Origin of the sequence: Bacillus sp. MYb78 (genome assembly GCF_002975115.1) — a bacterium.
Classification (GTDB): domain Bacteria; phylum Bacillota; class Bacilli; order Bacillales; family Bacillaceae_G; genus Bacillus_A; species Bacillus_A cereus.
The window spans coordinates 129,458-149,767 of record NZ_PCOB01000012.1; the positions used below are offsets into that span (position 1 = coordinate 129,458).

The window sequence follows — 20,310 nt, forward strand, 5'->3', positions numbered from 1 at the left end:
TAGTGATTTTTATTAGGGGAGGAAAAAAATGGAAAACAAAAGTATTTTAAAAGGCGGTCTTTCAATTATTTCTCAATGTAAAAAAGAAACAAATGATATTTGGCATGCACATTTTGGAGCAGCTGCAATTGCTAGTTATTTTTTTATGAAAGATAATAATATTGATGAAGAAACAGCTCGTAATATGTATTCGCAAACAAGGATGATGCTGAACAAGAAAAAAATTGGTGAGATGATTGATGATAAAAAAGAAATAGATTTTCAGATTGCGGAAAATATGATTATAAAATCTTTAGAACAAACGATTGATGAGCTTCATTGGGTGGGGCATAACGTCATTTATGCGTCATTGAGTTTATTAGCTATGAAAGAGCTACAAAAATGGGGTGATAATCAAGCAATTGAAGGGATTACTACTCTTATTTTATCATTTCGAAAAACAATTCCAGGTAGATCGTGGATTGGTTATACGACGAAAGAAGTAAAACAATTAAGTTTTGAAGAGGAGATACAAAGTGAATTGAGTAATCCAACACAAGTATCTCAGTTCATTTTAAATGAGTTATCGAAATTTAATAGTATTTATCGAGCGGAATCACATCATGATTTAATTGGCCATTTGCTTACATACTCCCACGCAATTAATATAATGTACGATTTAGGACATATAGATATATTTCAACGAGGGATACGTCCGCTTTTAAAACTAGTATACGTACTAAGAGCTAGCCAAAAGCTCAAGCTGAATACGGAAATAACTTTACACTCACCTATAGATCGATTACCTTTAATTCAATCTAAACGTGCAAATATTTTACCAACTGAAAATATATTTTGGATAAAAGACTATAGTGAATTCGATTGGGATTTTGGTCATGTATTTAAATTCTCATATAGTTATTTTAATCATATACAGAGAGCTCCAAATTATAAAGATATCACATTAGAAAAATTCCGTTATGTTATTAATTCTTAATGAACGTTAATGATCTGTAAAAGGAAGTTTAATCTAGTTTCTTTTTTTGTTAGTAGTATATTATTTTTTCAAATATGTAAGATTTTACATGCGTATTTTACTTTTACTAATTATGTAAGTAGGCTATACTGAAATACATACATTTTATTTTTGGAGAGATGTAAAACGACATGGAACTAGCGAAATTGGAGAAAGTAATTGAAATAAAAAAAGAAGAACTTTTATATTTAGTATCGGATTATGGAATTCAACATGAAAAAGTATTGGCATTGAGTCAAGAACTAGACAAATTAATCAATTACTTTATGTTTTTAAAATAAAGAGAACTATGACGGGGTTTGTAAATGTTATAGTTCTTTTTTATTAGGTAATTTGAAAATATATTAAAATATATTGTCTAATTTCTTACAGAATGCGCAACTTGCTAGTCGAATATAAGGACTTTTGGTTATAATAAAAAGGAATTATTAATTGTATCGGTTAGGAGCGCAGCACATATGAAAACAGTTGTTGTTATCGGTGGAGGTATAACGGGACTTTCTACTATGTTTTATTTAGAAAAATTAAAAAAGGATTATAATATCGATTTAAATTTAATTCTTATTGAGAAAGAAGAGTATTTAGGTGGTAAAATCCATAGTGTGGAAGAAAAGGATTTCATTATGGAGTCAGGGGCGGATTCAATCGTTGCTCGTAATGAACATGTTATGCCACTTGTAAAAGATTTAAATTTAGAAAATGAAATGGTATATAATGAAACGGGTATTTCTTACATATATTCTGAAAACATGTTACATCCAATTCCTTCTGATACTATATTTGGGATACCGATGAGTGCCCGGTCGTTGTTTAGCAGTACGCTAGTCTCAACGAAGGGGAAAATCGTAGCTTTAAAAGATTTCATAACGAAAAATAAAGAGTTTACGAAAGATACATCACTTGCTCTATTTTTAGAAAGCTTTTTAGGGAAAGAGTTAGTGGAAAGACAAATTGCTCCTGTGCTTTCAGGCGTATATTCTGGTAAATTGAATGAGCTTACAATGGCATCTACATTACCGTATTTACTGGATTATAAAAATAAGTATGGAAGTATTATTAAAGGTTTTGAAGAGAATAAAAAACAATTTCAATCAGCAGGAAATAAAAAATTCGTATCATTTAAGGGTGGATTATCTACGATAATTAATCGCTTAGAAGAAGTGCTGACTGAAACTGTCGTAAAAAAAGGTGCTATAACGACGGCTGTAAGTAAACAAGAAGATCGATATGAGATTTCTTTTGCAAATCATGAAACAATACAAGCAGATTATGTTGTTTTAGCAGCTCCACATGATATAGCGCAAACTTTATTACAGTCTAATGAGTTAAATAAGCAGTTTAATACATTTAAAAACTCATCCCTTATTAGTATTTATTTAGGATTTGACATACTAGATGAACAACTACCAGCTGACGGTACGGGGTTTATTGTAACGGAAAACAGTGATTTACATTGTGATGCTTGTACATGGACAAGTCGAAAGTGGAAACATACATCGGGTAAACAAAAATTATTAGTTAGAATGTTTTATAAGAGTACCAATCCGGTATATGAAACAATCAAGGATTACAATGAAGAAGAATTAGTACGAGTAGCTTTATATGATATTGAAAAGAGTCTCGGAATTAAAGGTGAACCAGAAGTAGTTGAAGTTACAAATTGGAAAGATTTAATGCCGAAATATCATTTAGAACATAATCAAGCGGTTCAAGCATTGCAAGAAAAAATGACAAATCTTTATCCAAATGTATATTTAGCTGGTGCCTCATATTACGGTGTTGGAATTGGTGCGTGTATTGGAAATGGAAAGAATATTGCCAATGAAATAATGGCTACATTAAATAAATAATACTGTAGAATAAATAAAAACTGTTCCTTCAGCAAAATGAAGGAACAGTTTTTATTTATTTTATTTGAATGGAAATTTTATTGTTTTTTACATTGTTTTCTTTTATTGTTAATGTTATTTCTCCAGATTCTTTAAATGAATACGGTGATAGTTGATAAATATCTTTTATATCATGTTTTTCTTGTAATTTACTTATCGGTATTAATACGATATTTGGCTTCCATGTTTCTTGTTTTCCTGAAGGATATTCTATAAGTATTACCGGATTTTTTAACTGCATTTTTTTCCAAGAGACGAAATATAGTTGAACTTCAGTATCTTTTTTTAATAATTCTTCGGAGAAATAACCGAATTCGCCTACATTACCGAAAACAGTGTAGTTTTGATTTTTTAATTTAATATCTAAATAACTAGGTTGATATGTTACTGCATGATAAGTTCCATATGAAAGTGAGAGTATGGCAGCGATTAAAATACCGATTGAAAATGTCTTAAAGCTATTGCCTTTAAAGTTAGTCATCATGAAAGAGTTTGGTGTGAATTTTTTTGCGAATAAAAAAATAAGTAATATGAGTAAGAGGGATAAGCCGATGAATATATACATAGGAAATTTACACCTCCACAATAAAATAATATATTAACTATATTTTACCATAAATGTATGGGGTAGGGTGGTTGTTTGGAAGGAGAAAATGAAGAAACAATTTTTTTTACAGTTCTTGATAATTTGAAATTCGATTTATGGAAATTATAGCGTAATGTTTGAGTAGTAATCAGAAGGTATCCAATTCGTGTATATAGAATAAAGAGGGAATGCGTCATTAGAAATGTTTGATTTATGGAACAATAAGGACTTTAGTAATTATAAATATTTTTTCTGATATAATGAATGAGTAGAGAGAAAGGAGTGATCCTATGGCATTTCCTATATTAGAAACAGAACGCTTACGTTTAGTTGAAATAGAACAATCTTATTGTCAAAAAATATATGAAATCTTTTCATTGGATGAAGTAACGTGTTATTACGGTATGAATTCTTTTACGGAGTTTGGACAAGCTTCACGTATGATCGAATCTTTTTCGAAAAATTACTTTGAGAAAAAGGCAATACGATGGGGAATTGTGTTAAAAGAAACGAACGTTTTAATAGGAACAATTGGACTAAACAATTTACAATTATGGAGTAAACGATCTGAGATTGGATATGACCTGCATCCTCGTTATTGGGGAAATGGTTATGCGTCAGAAGCGTCTCGAGAAATTATTGATTATGGGTTTAAAGATTTGGGTTTGTTTAGAATTGGAGCTATTACATATCCTGAAAATGTTACTTCTTGTAGAATGTTATCTAAAATCGGCTTTCAAAAGGAAGGTCTATTGCGCGGATATATTCATCAAGGAAATAAGCAACACGATGCATTATTGTATTCTATAGTGCGAACTGATATTGAAGACATAAATTTATAATAAAAAAAAACCTCTTAATTAAAAGAGGTTTTTTTTTATTATAAATTAACCTAATTTAGGTAATAAACGTTCTCCGCTTTTCATGCTACTTTTACATAAAGGGCATTTAGGCTCTTCTTCAAATGAAAAGTTCTTTCTCATCCATCCTAAACAATCCTCTGATTCACATTCCCAAACAGGGGTTTGTTCTGGTGGTACTTCTGCTACATCGTTCTTTCGATTGCGATACATGTAACCACTCCTTTTATGTAAAAAATTTTAGTTATATATTAAAAAGGTTGTTAACCTTGCTGGTAACAACCTTTTTATTGTTTGAATTATAGCTTTACAACGTTTTTAGCTTGAGGTCCGCGGTTACCTTCTTCAACTTCGAAGCTAACTTCTTGACCTTCGTCAAGAGACTTGAAGCCGTCGCCAGTGATAGCTGAGAAGTGAACGAATACGTCGTTACCGTCTGCAACTTCGATGAAACCGAAACCTTTTTCGCTGTTAAACCATTTTACTTTACCTGTTAATGTCATGGTAATGCCTCCTAAAAGTAGAAAAATTACAATATGATCGGCCTTATTTGAATGAAAATAAAAGTTCACATATTATCAAAAACCCATAAGGAGTACAAAATGTCCCTGATTGATACTTGATAATATGCAAAGAAAATATAGTGTTAAATTGACCTTAATTACTATCTTACAACAAATGGTGGGAAATAGCAAGTGCTGGTAATACCACTGAGTAATCTGGGTGATAATAGTAAAGGCACAAAGGCACCTCTTTTATTTATATATTATTCCTAATTTGGATTTATGCAAAATCATGTAAGAAAAACTTAGAGTAAATATTAATAATGTATTTTTCGTGGTAAAATATGGTTGTTACTGTTGGTAGTTAAATATTATAAAAGGAGAAAAGAAAGTGAAAAATAATTCATTTATAATAATTGAAGCAGCAAAAGCAGGGAGAAAAAAGGTCCACCCAGTCTTTGCTGTAATATTAGCCATTATATTTTTGACTTTAGGCGAACTTTTTATGTTATTTATGTTATTTTTACCAAAAGCTGAAACGATATTCATGAAAGGTATTTATGACAATGTTAGAATGGTGTTAACGTTTGGCGGAGCTATATTTATTTTATTTATATGGGTTCGTTTTGTAGAAAAAAGACCTTTTTCATCCATTGGTTTTTGGAAAGAGAAATGGATGAGAAATTATTTAAAAGGTGCGTTAATGGGGTTTGTATTTATTTCAACGCCAGTTATTCTACTATTATTAATGGGGAGTGTGAAATTGCAAGTACAACATATTACCTCAACAGTGATAGTAGGAATAGTAGGATCTCTAGTTGCATTTTTAATACAAGGGGCAACGGAAGAAATTATTGTACGAGGTTGGTTATTCCCGGTTCTTTCTGTTAGAAGTCGTATATGGGTTGGAATAATTGTAACTTCATTTTTATTTGGATTTCTTCATCTACTTAATCCGGGAATTACAATATTATCTATATCGAATATAATATTAGTGGGTGTTTTCGCAGCTTTATACGTATTGAAAGAAGACGGTCTGTGGGGAATATGTGCATGGCACTCAATTTGGAACTGGGCTCAATATAATGTATATGGTTTTGCAGTTAGTGGCACAACTGTATATTCTACTCCAATTTTTAAGTCTATAACAAATGGCCCCGAATTCCTTCATGGAGGCACGTTCGGAATTGAAGGTAGTATCATTACAACAATCATGCTCGCTATTGCTTCAATTGTTTTATGGAGAAAGTTATGGGGAAGAAAAGTGAAACAACGAAATTTTAGTTAATGAAAGAGGGAGAAACTATGGGGATAATAGCATTTGAGGGAGCAAGCGCTGTTGGTAAAAGTACCACGTGCCGTGAATTAGAAAAGAATTATGGTGCTTATATAATACCTGAAGTGAATTCTTTATTTGAAAGGCCAAAAAATGAACATAGAACATGGTATTTTGAAAAACAAGTTGAGCGCTGGAATATAGCTGTTCAGAAGTCAGAGCAATATGAATTAGTAATACTTGATGGTGATATATTTCAGCCACTTAGTTATAATTGGTGTTTTCATTTTGATATATTTAATCAGCCATTATCTTTAATAGAAAATTTTTATAAAGAAAAGATGTTAAATAGGGAAATTGGTTTTCCGGATCAATATTTTTATTTATATACGAACGATGAAGAACTTAGAAAGCGGAAAGTATATGATGAAACGAAAAGAAGGACAAACTTTGAAAAACATTTACATATATCAAAATCGTTTCAGCGTTATTATGAAAATTTAAATACTGTTACAGATGGGTATTGTAAATTAATTGAGGCGAAAAGTGTAAGAAATAATGAATTAGAAATAGTGAGAAACTCAAAAAATTTGAACGTGTGTGAAGAAAGAAGTTTTGATGTTTCGAGGTTAGATGCTATTACGAAGTGGTTAAAAGAAAATCGTGCATAAAGTAAAAACAACGAGTGTTGTAGAACGCGCTCGTTGTTTTTTTTGCTTCTTTATAAATATAAAGGAAAAATTTGTAGAATACTTTCAATATTTAACAGAATAATCTTTTAATTTTAAAGAAAAAGAAATACAATATGAGAAAGTATATATAAATAATATGATAGGGGATGGGATGCGATATTTTAAATGAAGTAACAGTTTTTATATAAAAAATAATTAGGTAGTCAGAACAGAGATATTTGGGAGGAAACAAGCGCGATGAAAACACTATTTAAAATAATAGGTATTCTAGCTGGTATGGCGGTAATCGGAGTAGGTTTAACATATGGTATGCTGCATTATTTAAATAATAGTAAACCAGCTGCGAAAAAGGCATCACCAGCTGCTCCAGCAGTAGAAGTATTAGCTGATAGTAACGTAAAAGCAGAAGATGCAAAGCTTTTAGAGAATGGCAATTATTCATTGCCAAATAGTGGTTTTAATAAAAATTTTAAATGGACAGATGAGAACATACAGACAGCATTACATGAAATGGCACATCAAAAAGCGAAAGCTGATCAAAAGTGGGGCTATATTTTTATTACACAAGAGCGGATTGAAAGCTTAATTGATATTGTAAAGAGTAATGATCTTGTACAGGGAAGTACATATGTAGAAATTTTAGAACGATGGAAACAAGGAAAATATGAAAAGGTTGATGCAGATCACAATAAGATTTGGAAATTACAAAGTGGGAATTTAGGAGAAGGAAAAGGAGTAATGTCGGAAGCTGAGCAAAAAGAATTAATTAATCAAGTGTTTATGAACAAAGGTACATATTCAGGGAGTAAATTAATTGCAGGTGGCGGACAGACTAATAAATAATATACTAATTAATGTAAGAGAGTAATTGCTTATTAGGCAATTACTCTTTTTATATGTACTTCTTAATATCTTAATCTCGTTCAAGTAAGGAAAGAAACGACTGTAACACCGGGGAAATCCATCTGGATTTATGATAGATTACATGACTTTGAATAACGGATGGAGTTTCGATAGGCTGAAAACATAGTTGTTCTTTTTGACAACTTTCCTGTACAACGATATAAGGAAGAATTGAAATGCCTAACTCACACATGACGGATTGTTTAATGACTTCAACATTGGAAGTTTCAAATGTTTTAGCTGGAATATTTCCGCTTTGACGTAAAAAACGATCTACCATTGTCCTATAGCCGCAACTTTGTTCTGTAAAAATGAACTGAGTTTCCTGTAATAACTGGAATGGATTTGTATGTGCAGCGGAATAAGCTGGTAAAATCCATCCAAATGTTTCATTACTAAAAGTACGCGTAATAAAATCATTATGTTCTATACTTTCTCCAATTATGAAGACAACGTCTGTTTCTCCTTCACGTAATTTTTGTAATGCTTGTTCATTTGTGTTTGTTTCAAGTACGATATTTACTTTCGGATTTTTCTGTTTGTAAGTACGTAATAATTGTGGTAATCGGTATACCGCTAATGATTCATTAGATGTAATACTTAATGTACCTTCTAAATAATCTGTATTTTGGGGGATTTCTTGCGCTTTTTCATATATTGAAAGTAATTCTAATGCATAAGGATGAAATTGATGACCTGCTTTTGTAAGTAGCACTTTTTTCCCTAACCGATCGAAAAGAGGAATATGTAAATCGTTCTCTAAAGCTTTCATATGTGCTGTAACAGTAGATTGCGCATAACCTAGCGCGTGCGCAGCTTTAGAAAAATTACCATACTTCACAATGGCGCAAAATGTTTTAACATGTCTCATTTCCATAAGCGATCCCTCTTTTATTATCATGATTTGTGAATGATTATATCATGTATTTTAATTTTCCAAATGATTAAATTCTGTATAAAATGAAATTGTAGAAATATTCATTCAGGTGATATTGGAGGAGAAAAGATGATCAAAAAGGGCTATCATGTAGCTGTTGTTGGGGCTACAGGTGCGGTAGGGCAAAAAATTATTGAACTGTTAGAGAATGAAATGAAGTTTAATATAGTTGAAGTTACATTGCTTTCGTCAAAACGATCCGCTGGTAAGAAAGTAAGATTCAAAGGACGAGAGATAATTATACAAGAGGCAAAAACAACTAGCTTTGAAGGTGTAGATATTGCCTTTTTTAGCGCTGGGGGAGAAGTATCTAGACAATTTGTAACTCATGCAGTTTCTAGTGGTGCGATTGTAATTGATAACACAAGTGAGTACCGAATGGCACAAGGTGTACCGCTCGTTGTTCCGGAAGTGAATGCGCACACTTTAAAACAGCATAAAGGTATCATTGCAGTTCCAAATTGTTCAGCATTACAGATGGTAACAGCACTTCAGCCGATTCGAAAATCATTTGGTTTAGAAAGAATTATCGTTTCAACATATCAAGCTGTATCGGGTTCTGGCATTCATGCGATTCATGAATTACAAGAGCAGGCTAAGTCTATACTTGCAGGTGAAGAAGTGAAGAGTGATATATTACCGGTGAAAAAAGATAAAAAACATTATCCAATAGCATTTAATGTACTGCCTCAAGTAGATATATTTACAGACAATGATTTTACTTTTGAAGAAGTCAAAATGATTCAAGAAACGAAGAAAATATTAGAAGATGAAAACCTGAAAATGGCAGCTACTTGTGTACGTGTTCCAGTTGTATCGGGGCATTCAGAATCGGTTTATATAGAACTGGAAAAAGAAGCAAGCGTTGCGGAAATCAAGGGAATACTAATGGATGCACCAGGTGTTATTTTGCAGGATAACCCTAGTGAACAGCTGTATCCAATGCCATTATATGCAGAAGGGAAAATAGATACATTTGTCGGAAGAATACGTAAAGATCCTGATACGCCAAACGGATTCCACCTCTGGATTGTTTCCGATAACCTATTAAAAGGTGCGGCTTGGAATTCAGTTCAAATCGCAGAGACTTTAGTGGAAAAGGGGATACTTTAATATAGTTTAAAAAACTGGGGAATCGTTAATGACTCCCCAGTTTTTATTTCATAATTGTTTTCTTTATTTCGGCCGACTTTAATTAAAATTAGTCGTTATTGAATTTTTATAAATATCTACTTTATGTGCAGTGAAGCGTAAGGTTTTGGATTCTGCATGAATTGTAAGATTAATAATAATCGATAACGGCATTTCGACCGTTTTCACAATATCTTCTATAGCAATATACTCATTTTTTGCTTCCTTATAATAAACAACAGAACGAATTACGGCCTCGTCACCTTCAATATCAATTTCACACATCATAGGGAATTTTTCACCATTATGTAAGAATAATTCGCCTAGTACGATTGAACCGTTTAATTCTTCTGTAAAATTAGTAGTTGCCGCTGGTTTTACCCATGTTTCGTCATGTTCTTCGTTTTCCTCTTCATCTATTGCCCATTCCCAAATGGGGTTTTGTTTTAGGTCCTCAATAGTTAATTTATCAATTGGTTTGCAACTACTCATACATAAATTCTCCTTTTATTTTGATAAATAAGTTTTTTGATTTCATGAATTAGATGATTGCTTATAAGTGGGTTTAACAAAGTATTTTGCTCATTTGATATCCAAACTACTTTATTTTGAAATAAAGCTATTACAGCAATATTAACAAAACTTTAATTGTCTAGTAAATAATTATTAGTGGAGATATTAAAATGGGATGGTGTTAAAGAAAGATAGTAAAAAACATCAAGGGTGAATGAAATCCATTTGGTACGATATGGATATATCCAATGTGAGGGGGAGTTTGATGTATCAAGTAAAGGGGTATTTTTCATCATTAAAAGGAAGTTATTATGAGATTGGAAAGCAACAAGGGGAATTCGTGAAACAAAATCCGTATCTCATCCCGCAATTTATACACGAAGAAAATGTAATATCTAATAACCATTGGACAGAATCGAGAAATATACTAAACAAACATTGTCCAGGCATAAATGAAGAAATTGAGGGGTTTTGTGAAGTGTTAAAAATTCCTTCAAAAAATATGATGTATTACTATCAAACACTATTGAAAGCAGGTTGTAGTCATTGTGCAGTATTACCTAAAAAGACCGATTTAGAGCACACATATGTATTAAGGAATTATGATTTGTCACCAGTAATAGATGATATGCGTTTTTGTTCAACTCATGTTGAAGGTGCGTATGCACATAGTGGCTTTTCTACTCAATATTTTGGCCGAACGGAAGGGATAAACGAGCATGGATTAGCTGTTACATTTTCAGCATGTGGTCAACCAGTAGGAAATATTGCAGGTTTAAGAAAGCCAATGGTGAGTGGTTTACAATGTTTTGCGGTAATTCGATTGTTGTTGGAGAAATGTAAAAATGTGCAGGAAGCTAAGTTACTAATAGAAGAAATCCCAATTGCTAGTAATATTAATTTAATAATAGCTGATCCTTTAAATGCAGCATATATTGAAATATTTGACGGTCATAAATCCACAATAACGATTGATGGTGAAAAACAAGCTTTTATTGTATCAACAAACCATGCAGTTAGTTCATCAATTCAGAAATTAAATAATAGGAAATTAGAACAATCAACAAAGAGATATCACCTTTTACATGAGCATTTAAATAGATGTGAACAAGTAAGCATAGAGTCTTTAAAAAAGTTAGTAGAAGAAGAATATCCTGCTGGACTTACTGTGCATAACTATGAAGAATGGTTTGGAACTTTACATTCTGTATTATTCGATTTACATGATCGTACAATGAAGATTTGTTTCGGATCACCACTTTTAAACGACTGGTATTCATTGAAAGTTGGAGGAAGTATGCCGTTTTCTGAGGTGAACGTGAACTTTAAAAATAAAACTTATACTGACTTTTGGAAGGAAGATAAGAATGAATTGATACCTAAAAGATAAATGGGATAAGATGGTGATGTAAAGAGTGCATTTATACTGGAGGGATTATCAATACTAAAAGTTATGTTACCATTTGTTCTTATCTTTTTTCTTGTCATTGCGATGTATATTGCTTATCAAAAGAGAAAAAAATCTGGGATAAAAGGATTGAAAAGTTCGTTAACTTCTATTTGCTTCTTTTCACTTGCAATCTTAAATATGTTTGCATATTGGTTTCATTTTGGCGGTGCTTTTACTTGGTTATTTTCAATTGTATTATTGCTAGTTGGTGCATATTTTACTAAATATATTCCAATATCTAAAAAGGTACATTAAAGTTTATAAGAGTTAAATATAATGTTTACTTTGTTTTGAAAAGAGATTATTCTACTAAATTGTTGTGAAACGGTTTCATAGGATAATCTCTTTTGTTTAGTTTTGGAAAGAACGTACTGTGATTTTTAGTTGCTCAATAAATTCTCGAGTTGCAGCACACATATATTTATCTTTTCTATAAATTAGCCCTATTTCAATTATTGGAGTAGGGTTTTCTATTTTAATAGCTTGAATGTTTTTATTTTGTAAAAAGTCTATATATGGTTTGGGTAACACTGTAATTCCCATTCCTTTGGAAACCATTTGGATTAAAGATTCCATCGTACTAATTTCTAAAATTGGCCTTGGTTTAAAGTTGAATTTTTGACAATGAGATGTAATTAGTTCGGTTAAAAAGAAATTTTTAGGCAAAAGAATTAAAGGGTAGTTCTGTAATTCAGCAATAGATACATGGTTACGTTCAGCTAATCGATGACCAGTGGGCACGACTAATGTAAGATCGCTTGTGTATAGAGGGATGGAGATAATCTCTTTATCTTGCACCGGGAGAAATGTAATTCCAATATCTAGTTCGTTTTGTAATAATTTTTCACGAATATCTCCTGTACGAAGCCCTAATACAGAAAGTTCTATATTGGGATATAAATTATTAAAATTTAAAATAGCTGGTGGTAGTAAATAATTTACGACGGTTAACAAAGCCCCTATTGTTAAGGAACCTTGCTGTAATCCGTTTAGGTCTTGAATAGCTGAACGAGCTTGTTCGACTTCATGAAAAATGGTTTTACTATGTGATAATAAAATCTTCCCTGCTTCAGTTAATGATATTTTTTTACCAATTCGATCGAAAAGTGGCATTCCTACTTCATGCTCTAATGCACGTATTTGTTGACTTAGTGAAGGCTGTGAAATATTTAATTTTTCAGCTGCTTTTGTGAAATGTAATTCTTTTGAAACAGCTAAAAAGTATTCAAGTTGTCGTAATTCGATTGGAATCACCTCAAGTATAATGATAGGTTATACCTATCATTATTATATAAATAATTGAATTGAACAATGATTTTAGAGGTTTTATAATCATCTTTATGTAACAGAGAGGGTTGTAAAAATTAATCGAGAGAAAATACATGTAACACCTGTAAAGGAGGAAATAGAATAATGGCTAATGAATATCAATTATTATCTTTAAATATAGGATTACCAAAAGAGGTTATATACGGCGGAAAAGTAATTCATACAGGCATAAATAAGAAACAAGTAAAGGAACCGGTATATTTATCCTTTGTAAAATTTAATGGAGATGGACAGGCGGACTTAGTTCATCATGGAGGAGTAGATAAAGCAGTTTGTGTTTATACTGGTGATCACTATCCATACTGGGAAAAAGAATTGAATCAAGATCTTGTATATGGGGCTTTCGGAGAAAATATAACAGTTAGTGGTATGCGCGAAGAGGATGTTTGTATTGGTGATACGTTTGAGCTCGGAGAGGCAATCGTACAGGTAACACAACCAAGGCAACCTTGTTTTAAATTAGCAAAAAAATATAATATTCCAAAGTTACCACTATATTTTCAAGAAACAGGATATACAGGATTTTATTTTCGTGTATTAAAAGAAGGATGGGTATCATCAGTCGATACATTAAAAAGTCTACAGTCTGATCCGAAAGGTGTTTCAATAGCGTTTGCTAATCGTATCATGCATAAGGAAAAACAAAATATTGAAGGGGTAAAAAGAATATTAGAAGTAAATGCACTTTCAAGTAGTTGGAGAAAGTCTTTTGAAAAGCGTATAAGTGGAGAAGAAATTAATACGAAGGAAAGACTTGAAGGGATAAAAGAATAAAAAAATTTTATTATAAATAGTGTATTTCTATTAGTAAAAGCTAATTAGAAAGCGCTATTTTTATATAATAAACTAATTAATATCCAGAAATCTTAATATTGTTTTATTCGACTTATTTTCAAATAGTCAAAACATAAAATTAATTAGACTTTTTTTTTATGTTTTATGATAGTATATTGATTGGTAAGACCTCTATTTTTAAGAGTAGGTCATATAAGTATATCTAATTTAATGGAATTTAACATTTGGAGGTACAACATGGGGAATGTTGAAAAATTGGCAAGTCTTCTAATAGAAGAACCGAAAAGAGAGCAGTTATTTCCTTTATTTGAAGAAGTGTTTGGAATTAAAACTCAAACATTGAATGATTTTTCGGATAAAGGATATTGGGATGATACATATAAAGCTTTATCGTTTTTACAAGAAGATAAAGTGATTGCAAATGTTGCGGCATTTTCACTCCCATTATTAATTAATGGTGAAAAAATAAATGCGGCGGGTATTCAATCAGTAATGACACACCCTAATTTCCGTAGACAAGGGTTAATGACACAATTAATGGGTAAAATGATAGAAGAAATCGATAAGAAATGTGAATGTGCATTATTGTTTACGGAAAACCCTGAACTATATACAGCATTTGGATTTAAAGTTGTGCAGGAATATTTGATGACTATACCATATGATAAAAATATTAATAATAACGATTCACTACTTAAAAAGTTAGATTACTATAATATAGAGAATAGACAGTTAATACATGAAACTATTGATAGTAGCCAAAGACTTTCAAATAGTTTTTCAACTTTAAACTTCCATCCTTCATTTTATTTGAATATGTATGATTCGGAATGGAATGAGAAATTGTATTATTCAGAGAAACTAGATGCTCTAATCGTTTATGAAGTAGAAAATGAAAAGTTGAAATTATTTGGAGTATTTGCGCCAGTACTTCCGGTTTTAGATGAATTATGTGGAGAAATCAATGAAAGGTTTACGGAAATCGAATTTTATTTTTCTCCGGATCAATTAGGGGTTGAGGATGTACAGTTTACAGAAGTACAGTCTAGCAAGTATTTAATGGTTCGAAGTGATAAAGAGTTAGATTTTAAAGGTTATAAATTCCCAGTATTAGCGGAGTTTTAAATGTCTATATAAATGCTTTATTATGGAGGAGCTATGAATATATCGTATATACCAGAACATATTGAGCAACTCACTATAATGAATGTACCTGAATACTATAAAATTAATGATAATCATGCGTTTATTGTCCGTTCGAAAGCAGAAACTGATTTTTGGCTTAAAACACATTATGGTTTTGAAGTAATGAATGGTCATGTATTTTATAATGAGATGATGACAGACTTTCAAGCTGAAGTTCAGTTACGTATGAATCCAAATTCAAAATTCGATCAAGCAGGTCTTTTTGTTATGATTTCGGAGAACTGTTGGTTAAAAACATCTTTAGAATATATCCCTGAAGGGCCATCTCACTTAGGTGCTGTCGTAACGAATAATGGATATTCTGACTGGTCAACGCAAGATTATCCAACTGAAGCAGCTAAGCAACAACTTCGTTTTCGAATTATTCGAAAACGCGGTGATTATACAATATATGTGAAAAAGAGCCATCAATGGGAACAAATAAGAATCGCTCATTTAATGGAGGATATAGGGAATGAGCCTATTAAAATAGGTTTTTACACGTGTAGTCCTTCTAAAAATAAGGGATTTGAGACTGAGTTTTTAAATTTTACAATTGAAGAAATATAGATTAAAAACCGTATTCTTTTCATTAAGAATGCGGTTTTTGTATTTACATAATATAAAGCACATTTATTGACCAGAAAGTCATTAATACTTATCATTTAATAATGTTAAATATTAATTTACATAATATAATAGAAGTAATGAAGAAATTACAAAAAATATCGCTTAAATAAGGAGGGATATGAATTATTCAGTGGTAATTTCATGGGAAAAGGAGATTATGTATGAAATCATTTCGTAAGTTATTACAGTATTTAAAACCATACATGTTCTTCGCTATTATTGGGCCGCTATTTATGGTACTTGAGGTTGCGATGGACTTAATTCAACCGACTATTATGCAACATATCATTGATGTTGGGATTGCAAATCGGGATTTAAATTATGTAATAAAAATGGGGCTTCTTATGATAGGAGCAGCAGCACTCGGTTTAGTTGGAGGGCTTGGGTGTATGATGTATTCTACAAAAGCAGCTGTTAATTTCGCTACAGACATACGAAAAGATGTGTTTGCGAAAATAGAAACATTTTCTAGTAATAATCGGGACTCATTTGGAACAGGTAAATTATTAACAATCGTGACAAATGATATCACTTCCATTCAATCGGCAATGACGATGACATTACGTGTTCTCGTTCGTGGTCCACTGTTATTTATCGGAAGTATAATTATTGTTTTTGTAACAGCGCGAGAGTTATTTCCAATATTACTTGTAGTTGTTCCGATTTTATTACTTGCGATTATCTTAATTGCAAGTAAAGCAAGTGGTACATTTAAAAAGGTGCAAGAGGCATTAGACAAAGTGAATACAAAGCTACAAGAAAATTTATCTGGTGTGCGTGTTATAAAAGCGTATGTAAGACAAAAATACGAAATCGCTCAATTTGGAAATGTAAATACAAATTTAACGAAGATAAATATTCGAGCTGTGCAACTTATTTCTTTAATGATGCCAATCATTATGCTAGTTGTAAGTGGAGGGATTGTCGCAACATTATGGATTGGTGGAGAAAAAGTATTCGATGGAACGCTTCAAGTAGGAGCGATTTTGGCATTTATTAATTACTTGAATATCATTTTAATGTCACTTATGTCGATTAGCATGGTATTTATTCAAATTGCGCGAGCTTTTCCATCTGCGGATCGTGTACAGCAAGTGTTAAATACCGAGGTTGATATTATAAGCGAAGCGAATGCGATCGAACCTGAGAAAATTGAAGGAAATATCGAATTTAAAAATGTTAGTTATAGCTATACGAAAAATAATGAATACGTTTTAAAAGATATTTCGTTTAGCATTCAAAAAGGTGAAAAAGTAGGGATTATTGGATCAACTGGAAGTGGTAAATCTACCTTAGCGAAACTGTTACCACGTCTATATGATGTGGATCATGGTGAAATATGTATAGATGGAATAGATGTTAAAAAATATGATTTGCAAAAACTCCGTGCTTCAATAGGGTTTGTACCTCAGAAGGCGTTGTTGTTCTCAGGCAGTATAGAAGAAAATTTACGTTATGGTAAAGAAGATGCAACACATGACGAGCTGGAAGTAGCAGCTGCATCAGCTTGTGCGACTGAGTTTATCAATAAGCTGGAAGAATCTTATCAATATAATTTAACACAAGGCGCGACAAATCTATCAGGTGGACAAAAACAACGTGTATCAATTGCAAGGGCACTTGTGAGAAAGCCACCGATTCTCATATTAGATGATTCTACATCAGCAGTTGATGCAAAATCAGAGGCTACTATTCAAATAGCTTTAAAAACAAAATATAAAGGCACAACAACTTTATTAATTGCGTCCAAAATTTCTTCCATAATGGATGCGGATAAAATACTTGTATTAGATAATGGTGAATTAGTTGGCAATGGTACACATGAACAATTGTTAGAACAAAGTGAGGTTTATCAGGAAATTTATCTTTCCCAAGGTGGTAATTTGGATAAAGAAGGTGGGGAAGAACATGCGTAATTTTCAAGGGCAATTTGCTAATAAAGGTGGACGAAACACCCCAAAGATGGGAAAAGTTAAAAATGCTCAAGGAACTGTAATGCGGGTATGGAACTATATGGGCTATCAAAAAGCTGCTCTTATGTTTGTTATATTTCTAGTCGTTGTTACTACATTACTTGGATTATTAGGTCCCTATTTTATGGGAGTCATTATAGATCAATATATTGTACCGAAAGATTTAAGTGGTACAGCAAGAATGTGTATGTTACTTATCGTGATTTACGGTGTAACTGTACTTTTAACATGGTTACAAACATTTGTCATGATTAACGTTGCATTAAAAACAATTCAAAAAATACGACAAGATATTTTTGAGAAAATCCAAACGCTTTCTTTACGGTTCTTTGATGTGCGTTCCCAAGGTGATTTAATGAGCCGTGTGACAAATGATATAGATAATTTGAATCAAGCTTTGACACAAAGTGTTGTACAAATCATTTCATCAGCGTTAACTTTTATAGGTGTAACGATTGCAATGTTCGCCTTAAATTGGATTTTAGCAATTGTAACTTTAATTACAGTACCTATTATGTTTTACGTTACAAAAAAACTAGTTGCATATAGTGGTAAAAACTTTGCGAAGCGTCAAAAAGATTTAGGTGAATTAAATGGATTTATTGAGGAAGCAATTACAGGTGCGGATGTTACAACGTTGTACGGAAAAGAAAAAGAAACTGTACAAAATTTCAATAAAATTAATGAACAGCTAAGAGTTTCAGCTACGAAGGCTGATACATTTTCAGCTTTTATTTTTCCAAGTATGAACTTTATTAATAACTTAGGTATGGGGCTTGTCATTGGGACTGGATCAGTTATGGTCTTAAACGGAATGACAACAGTAGGAGTTATTGCGGCTTTTATTAATTATTCTCGTCAATTCTCAAGACCGCTAAGTCAATTTGCGACTTTAATGAATACAATTCAAGCGGCAGTTGCTGGTGGAGAACGTGTTTTTGAAATTATGGATGAGGTACCAGAAATTCAAAATAAAAAAGACGCATTCGTTGTACAAAATTTACAAGGGCATGTTGCACTTGAGAATGTTTCATTTGGCTACGCAGAAAATAAAACGATTTTAAAAGAAGTGAGTCTTAAAGCGCAGCCAGGAGAGACAATTGCTTTAGTTGGTCCGACTGGATCAGGGAAAACAACAATCATTAATTTGTTAACTCGCTTTTACGATATACAGCAAGGACAAATTCATATTGATGGAAAAGATATAAAAGATTATGATATTAATTCTTTACGAAGTAAAATAGGAGTAGTTTTACAGGATACGTATTTATTTGCTGGTTCGATTATGGATAATATCCGTTATGGACGCTTAGATGCTAGTGATGAAGAAGTTATCACTGCAGCTAAGGCAGCATCTGCACATTCTTTTATTAAGCATTTGCCAAATCAATATGAAACAGAAATTGCTTCAGAAGGATCGAATTTAAGTCAAGGACAAAAACAACTTCTAGCGATTGCACGAGCAATTTTAGCAGATGCAGATATATTAATTCTCGATGAAGCGACATCAAATATTGATACAAGAACAGAATTACAAATACAAGCAGGACTAAATAATTTAATGAGAGGTCGCACAAGTTTTGTGATCGCTCACCGACTTAAAACAATTGAAAAAGCAGATCAAATCCTTGTTATAAAGGATGGGGAAATTTTAGAAAGAGGGCATCATGAATCTCTCATGGAAGATAGAGGGTTTTATTTTGATTTGTATACGAGTCAGTTTAAAATTTAATAAAAAAAATGAGGTTTCTCTAGAAAAGAGAAGCCTCATTTTTTTATTTGTAAACTTTATGAATTACTTTTCTAACCAAATTAATTATCCGACCTGAAAAATACTTATACTTGCAGATACATTTGTTAAAGAGCCACCATCACTATTTGAGAGAGTGATAGTACCTGCTGAAGAGGTGTTATTTATTAAAGTCAATGTTGAAGGAACAACTGTTACGGTAAAAGCAGCAGTACCTTGATTGATTGTATGTGGTGACCCCGCACCAAAACGCCCACCTGAAATTGGTGTACCATTTAGTTCGAGGGAGAATTGGTTTTCGCGAGATGCTTGTAATTGAAACTCTGCTAAATATGTTCCTAGTGTATTAATTATAATATTTCCAGTACCTGTGATGTGGCTAAGGGCAGTTCCTGTTATAGGTCCATTTGTGTTAAAAGTAACATTACTTCCTACTGCAATTGATTGGTTAGTAGTATCAAAAACATATAGATAGTTTGTTAATCCTACACTAGCCGCCCCGGTAGGCCCAGTAGAGCCAGTAGCCCCAGTAGTTCCAGTAGTTCCAGTGGAACCGGTAGAGCCAGTAGTTCCAGTAGGCCCAGTGGAGCCAGTAGTTCCAGTAGGCCCAGTGGAGCCAGTAAGTCCAGTAGCCCCAGTAGCCCCAGTAGCCCCGGTAGGCCCAGTGGAGCCAGTAAGTCCAGTAGCCCCAGTAGTTCCAGTGGAACCGGTAGAACCAGTAGAACCAGTAGAGCCAGTAGCCCCAGTAGTTCCAGTAGTTCCAGTAGTTCCAGTGGAACCGGTAGAACCAGTAGAGCCAGTAGCCCCAGTAGTTCCAGTAGTTCCAGTGGAACCGGTAGAGCCAGTAGCCCCAGTAGTTCCAGTAGCCCCGGTAGGTCCAGTGGAACCAGTAG

The 20,310-nt window shown here is 32.6% G+C and carries 22 protein-coding genes; 15 read left to right on the top strand and 7 right to left on the bottom strand.

From position 1 onward, the window contains the following. Nucleotides 1–28 precede the first annotated feature (28 nt). From CQ064_RS21360 to CQ064_RS21370, 3 genes are all read left to right on the top strand, one after another. Nucleotides 29–976, top strand: coding sequence for a hypothetical protein (locus CQ064_RS21360; RefSeq protein WP_000428902.1), 948 nt, complete (start codon nt 29–31; stop codon nt 974–976). Between the two features lie 170 nt (nt 977–1,146). Continuing rightward, complete coding sequence (locus tag CQ064_RS21365; RefSeq protein WP_000417698.1) at nt 1,147–1,296, top strand: aspartyl-phosphate phosphatase Spo0E family protein; 150 nt, start codon at nt 1,147–1,149, stop codon at nt 1,294–1,296. Between the two features lie 177 nt (nt 1,297–1,473). Then, nucleotides 1,474–2,865: a protoporphyrinogen oxidase gene (locus CQ064_RS21370; RefSeq protein ID WP_000860354.1), complete on the top strand. Its 1,392-nt coding sequence runs from the start codon at nt 1,474–1,476 to the stop codon at nt 2,863–2,865. A gap of 55 nt (nt 2,866–2,920) precedes the next feature. Here the strand turns inward: CQ064_RS21370 and CQ064_RS21375 are convergent, their stop codons facing one another. Further along, entirely contained in the window at nt 2,921–3,469 is a 549-nt protein-coding gene (locus CQ064_RS21375) for a hypothetical protein (protein ID WP_000275232.1), read from the bottom strand. A gap of 311 nt (nt 3,470–3,780) precedes the next feature. On the opposite strand from CQ064_RS21375, the gene CQ064_RS21385 reads away from it, so the two are divergent. Then, entirely contained in the window at nt 3,781–4,332 is a 552-nt protein-coding gene (locus CQ064_RS21385; protein ID WP_000885400.1) for a GNAT family N-acetyltransferase, read from the top strand. A gap of 45 nt (nt 4,333–4,377) precedes the next feature. On the opposite strand, the gene CQ064_RS21390 is transcribed toward CQ064_RS21385, so the two are convergent. Beyond that, nucleotides 4,378–4,563, bottom strand: coding sequence for a cold-shock protein (locus CQ064_RS21390; RefSeq protein WP_000286203.1), 186 nt, complete (start codon nt 4,561–4,563; stop codon nt 4,378–4,380). Nucleotides 4,564–4,649: 86 nt separating this feature from the next. Next, the gene (cspD, locus tag CQ064_RS21395) at nt 4,650–4,853 is read right to left on the bottom strand and encodes a cold-shock protein CspD (RefSeq protein ID WP_000176366.1); all 204 of its coding nucleotides are present in this window, start codon (nt 4,851–4,853) and stop codon (nt 4,650–4,652) included. Nucleotides 4,854–5,244: 391 nt separating this feature from the next. Here cspD and CQ064_RS21400 point away from each other — a divergent pair, with 391 nt between their 5' ends. From CQ064_RS21400 to CQ064_RS21410, 3 genes are all read left to right on the top strand, one after another. Further along, complete coding sequence (locus tag CQ064_RS21400) at nt 5,245–6,141, top strand: CPBP family intramembrane glutamic endopeptidase (protein ID WP_000794825.1); 897 nt, start codon at nt 5,245–5,247, stop codon at nt 6,139–6,141. Then, nucleotides 6,141–6,800: a DEAD/DEAH box helicase family protein gene (locus tag CQ064_RS21405; RefSeq protein ID WP_003270543.1), complete on the top strand. Its 660-nt coding sequence runs from the start codon at nt 6,141–6,143 to the stop codon at nt 6,798–6,800. The genes CQ064_RS21400 and CQ064_RS21405 overlap by 1 nt, the downstream gene beginning before the upstream one ends. A gap of 258 nt (nt 6,801–7,058) precedes the next feature. Continuing rightward, on the top strand, nt 7,059–7,664 hold the full coding sequence (locus tag CQ064_RS21410; RefSeq protein ID WP_000853593.1) for a PRK06770 family protein: 606 nt from the start codon (nt 7,059–7,061) through the stop codon (nt 7,662–7,664). A gap of 70 nt (nt 7,665–7,734) precedes the next feature. Here CQ064_RS21410 and CQ064_RS21415 read toward each other — a convergent pair whose 3' ends face one another. Further along, nucleotides 7,735–8,601 carry a LysR family transcriptional regulator gene (locus CQ064_RS21415; protein WP_000425898.1) on the bottom strand — a complete coding sequence of 289 codons (867 nt, stop codon included), beginning with the start codon at nt 8,599–8,601 and terminating at the stop codon, nt 7,735–7,737. A gap of 129 nt (nt 8,602–8,730) precedes the next feature. Between CQ064_RS21415 and CQ064_RS21420 the strand changes: the two genes are divergently transcribed. Next, on the top strand, nt 8,731–9,774 hold the full coding sequence (locus CQ064_RS21420) for an aspartate-semialdehyde dehydrogenase (protein ID WP_000591708.1): 1,044 nt from the start codon (nt 8,731–8,733) through the stop codon (nt 9,772–9,774). A 78-nt stretch (nt 9,775–9,852) separates the two neighbouring features. Here the strand turns inward: CQ064_RS21420 and CQ064_RS21425 are convergent, their stop codons facing one another. Continuing rightward, nucleotides 9,853–10,284: a hypothetical protein gene (locus CQ064_RS21425; protein WP_000093107.1), complete on the bottom strand. Its 432-nt coding sequence runs from the start codon at nt 10,282–10,284 to the stop codon at nt 9,853–9,855. A gap of 286 nt (nt 10,285–10,570) precedes the next feature. Between CQ064_RS21425 and CQ064_RS21430 the strand changes: the two genes are divergently transcribed. Together CQ064_RS21430 and CQ064_RS21435 are read left to right on the top strand one after the other, a co-directional pair. Next, nucleotides 10,571–11,695 carry a C45 family autoproteolytic acyltransferase/hydrolase gene (locus CQ064_RS21430; RefSeq protein ID WP_000285230.1) on the top strand — a complete coding sequence of 375 codons (1,125 nt, stop codon included), beginning with the start codon at nt 10,571–10,573 and terminating at the stop codon, nt 11,693–11,695. Nucleotides 11,696–11,746: 51 nt separating this feature from the next. Next, a complete protein-coding gene (locus CQ064_RS21435; RefSeq protein ID WP_024927934.1) occupies nt 11,747–12,010 on the top strand; it encodes a hypothetical protein in 264 nt (87 codons plus the stop codon). 96 nt (nt 12,011–12,106) lie between these two features. Here the strand turns inward: CQ064_RS21435 and CQ064_RS21440 are convergent, their stop codons facing one another. Further along, the gene (locus tag CQ064_RS21440; RefSeq protein ID WP_000612240.1) at nt 12,107–13,009 is read right to left on the bottom strand and encodes a LysR family transcriptional regulator; all 903 of its coding nucleotides are present in this window, start codon (nt 13,007–13,009) and stop codon (nt 12,107–12,109) included. A 159-nt stretch (nt 13,010–13,168) separates the two neighbouring features. On the opposite strand from CQ064_RS21440, the gene CQ064_RS21445 reads away from it, so the two are divergent. From CQ064_RS21445 to CQ064_RS21465, 5 genes are all read left to right on the top strand, one after another. Then, a complete protein-coding gene (locus CQ064_RS21445; protein WP_001262982.1) occupies nt 13,169–13,858 on the top strand; it encodes an MOSC domain-containing protein in 690 nt (229 codons plus the stop codon). A gap of 258 nt (nt 13,859–14,116) precedes the next feature. Beyond that, nucleotides 14,117–15,004: a GNAT family N-acetyltransferase gene (locus tag CQ064_RS21450; protein ID WP_000528665.1), complete on the top strand. Its 888-nt coding sequence runs from the start codon at nt 14,117–14,119 to the stop codon at nt 15,002–15,004. Nucleotides 15,005–15,037: 33 nt separating this feature from the next. Continuing rightward, nucleotides 15,038–15,634: a DUF1349 domain-containing protein gene (locus CQ064_RS21455; protein WP_001027673.1), complete on the top strand. Its 597-nt coding sequence runs from the start codon at nt 15,038–15,040 to the stop codon at nt 15,632–15,634. 221 nt (nt 15,635–15,855) lie between these two features. Beyond that, entirely contained in the window at nt 15,856–17,610 is a 1,755-nt protein-coding gene (locus tag CQ064_RS21460; RefSeq protein ID WP_000834774.1) for an ABC transporter ATP-binding protein, read from the top strand. Continuing rightward, nucleotides 17,603–19,399, top strand: a complete 1,797-nt coding sequence (locus CQ064_RS21465) for an ABC transporter ATP-binding protein (RefSeq protein WP_001243566.1) — start codon at nt 17,603–17,605, stop codon at nt 19,397–19,399. Before CQ064_RS21460 ends, CQ064_RS21465 begins: the two co-directional genes overlap by 8 nt. An 84-nt stretch (nt 19,400–19,483) precedes the next feature. On the opposite strand, the gene CQ064_RS21470 is transcribed toward CQ064_RS21465, so the two are convergent. Next, nucleotides 19,484–20,310: flagellar hook-length control protein FliK (locus tag CQ064_RS21470; protein WP_105559692.1), on the bottom strand; the 827-nt coding region annotated here is incomplete at its 5' end.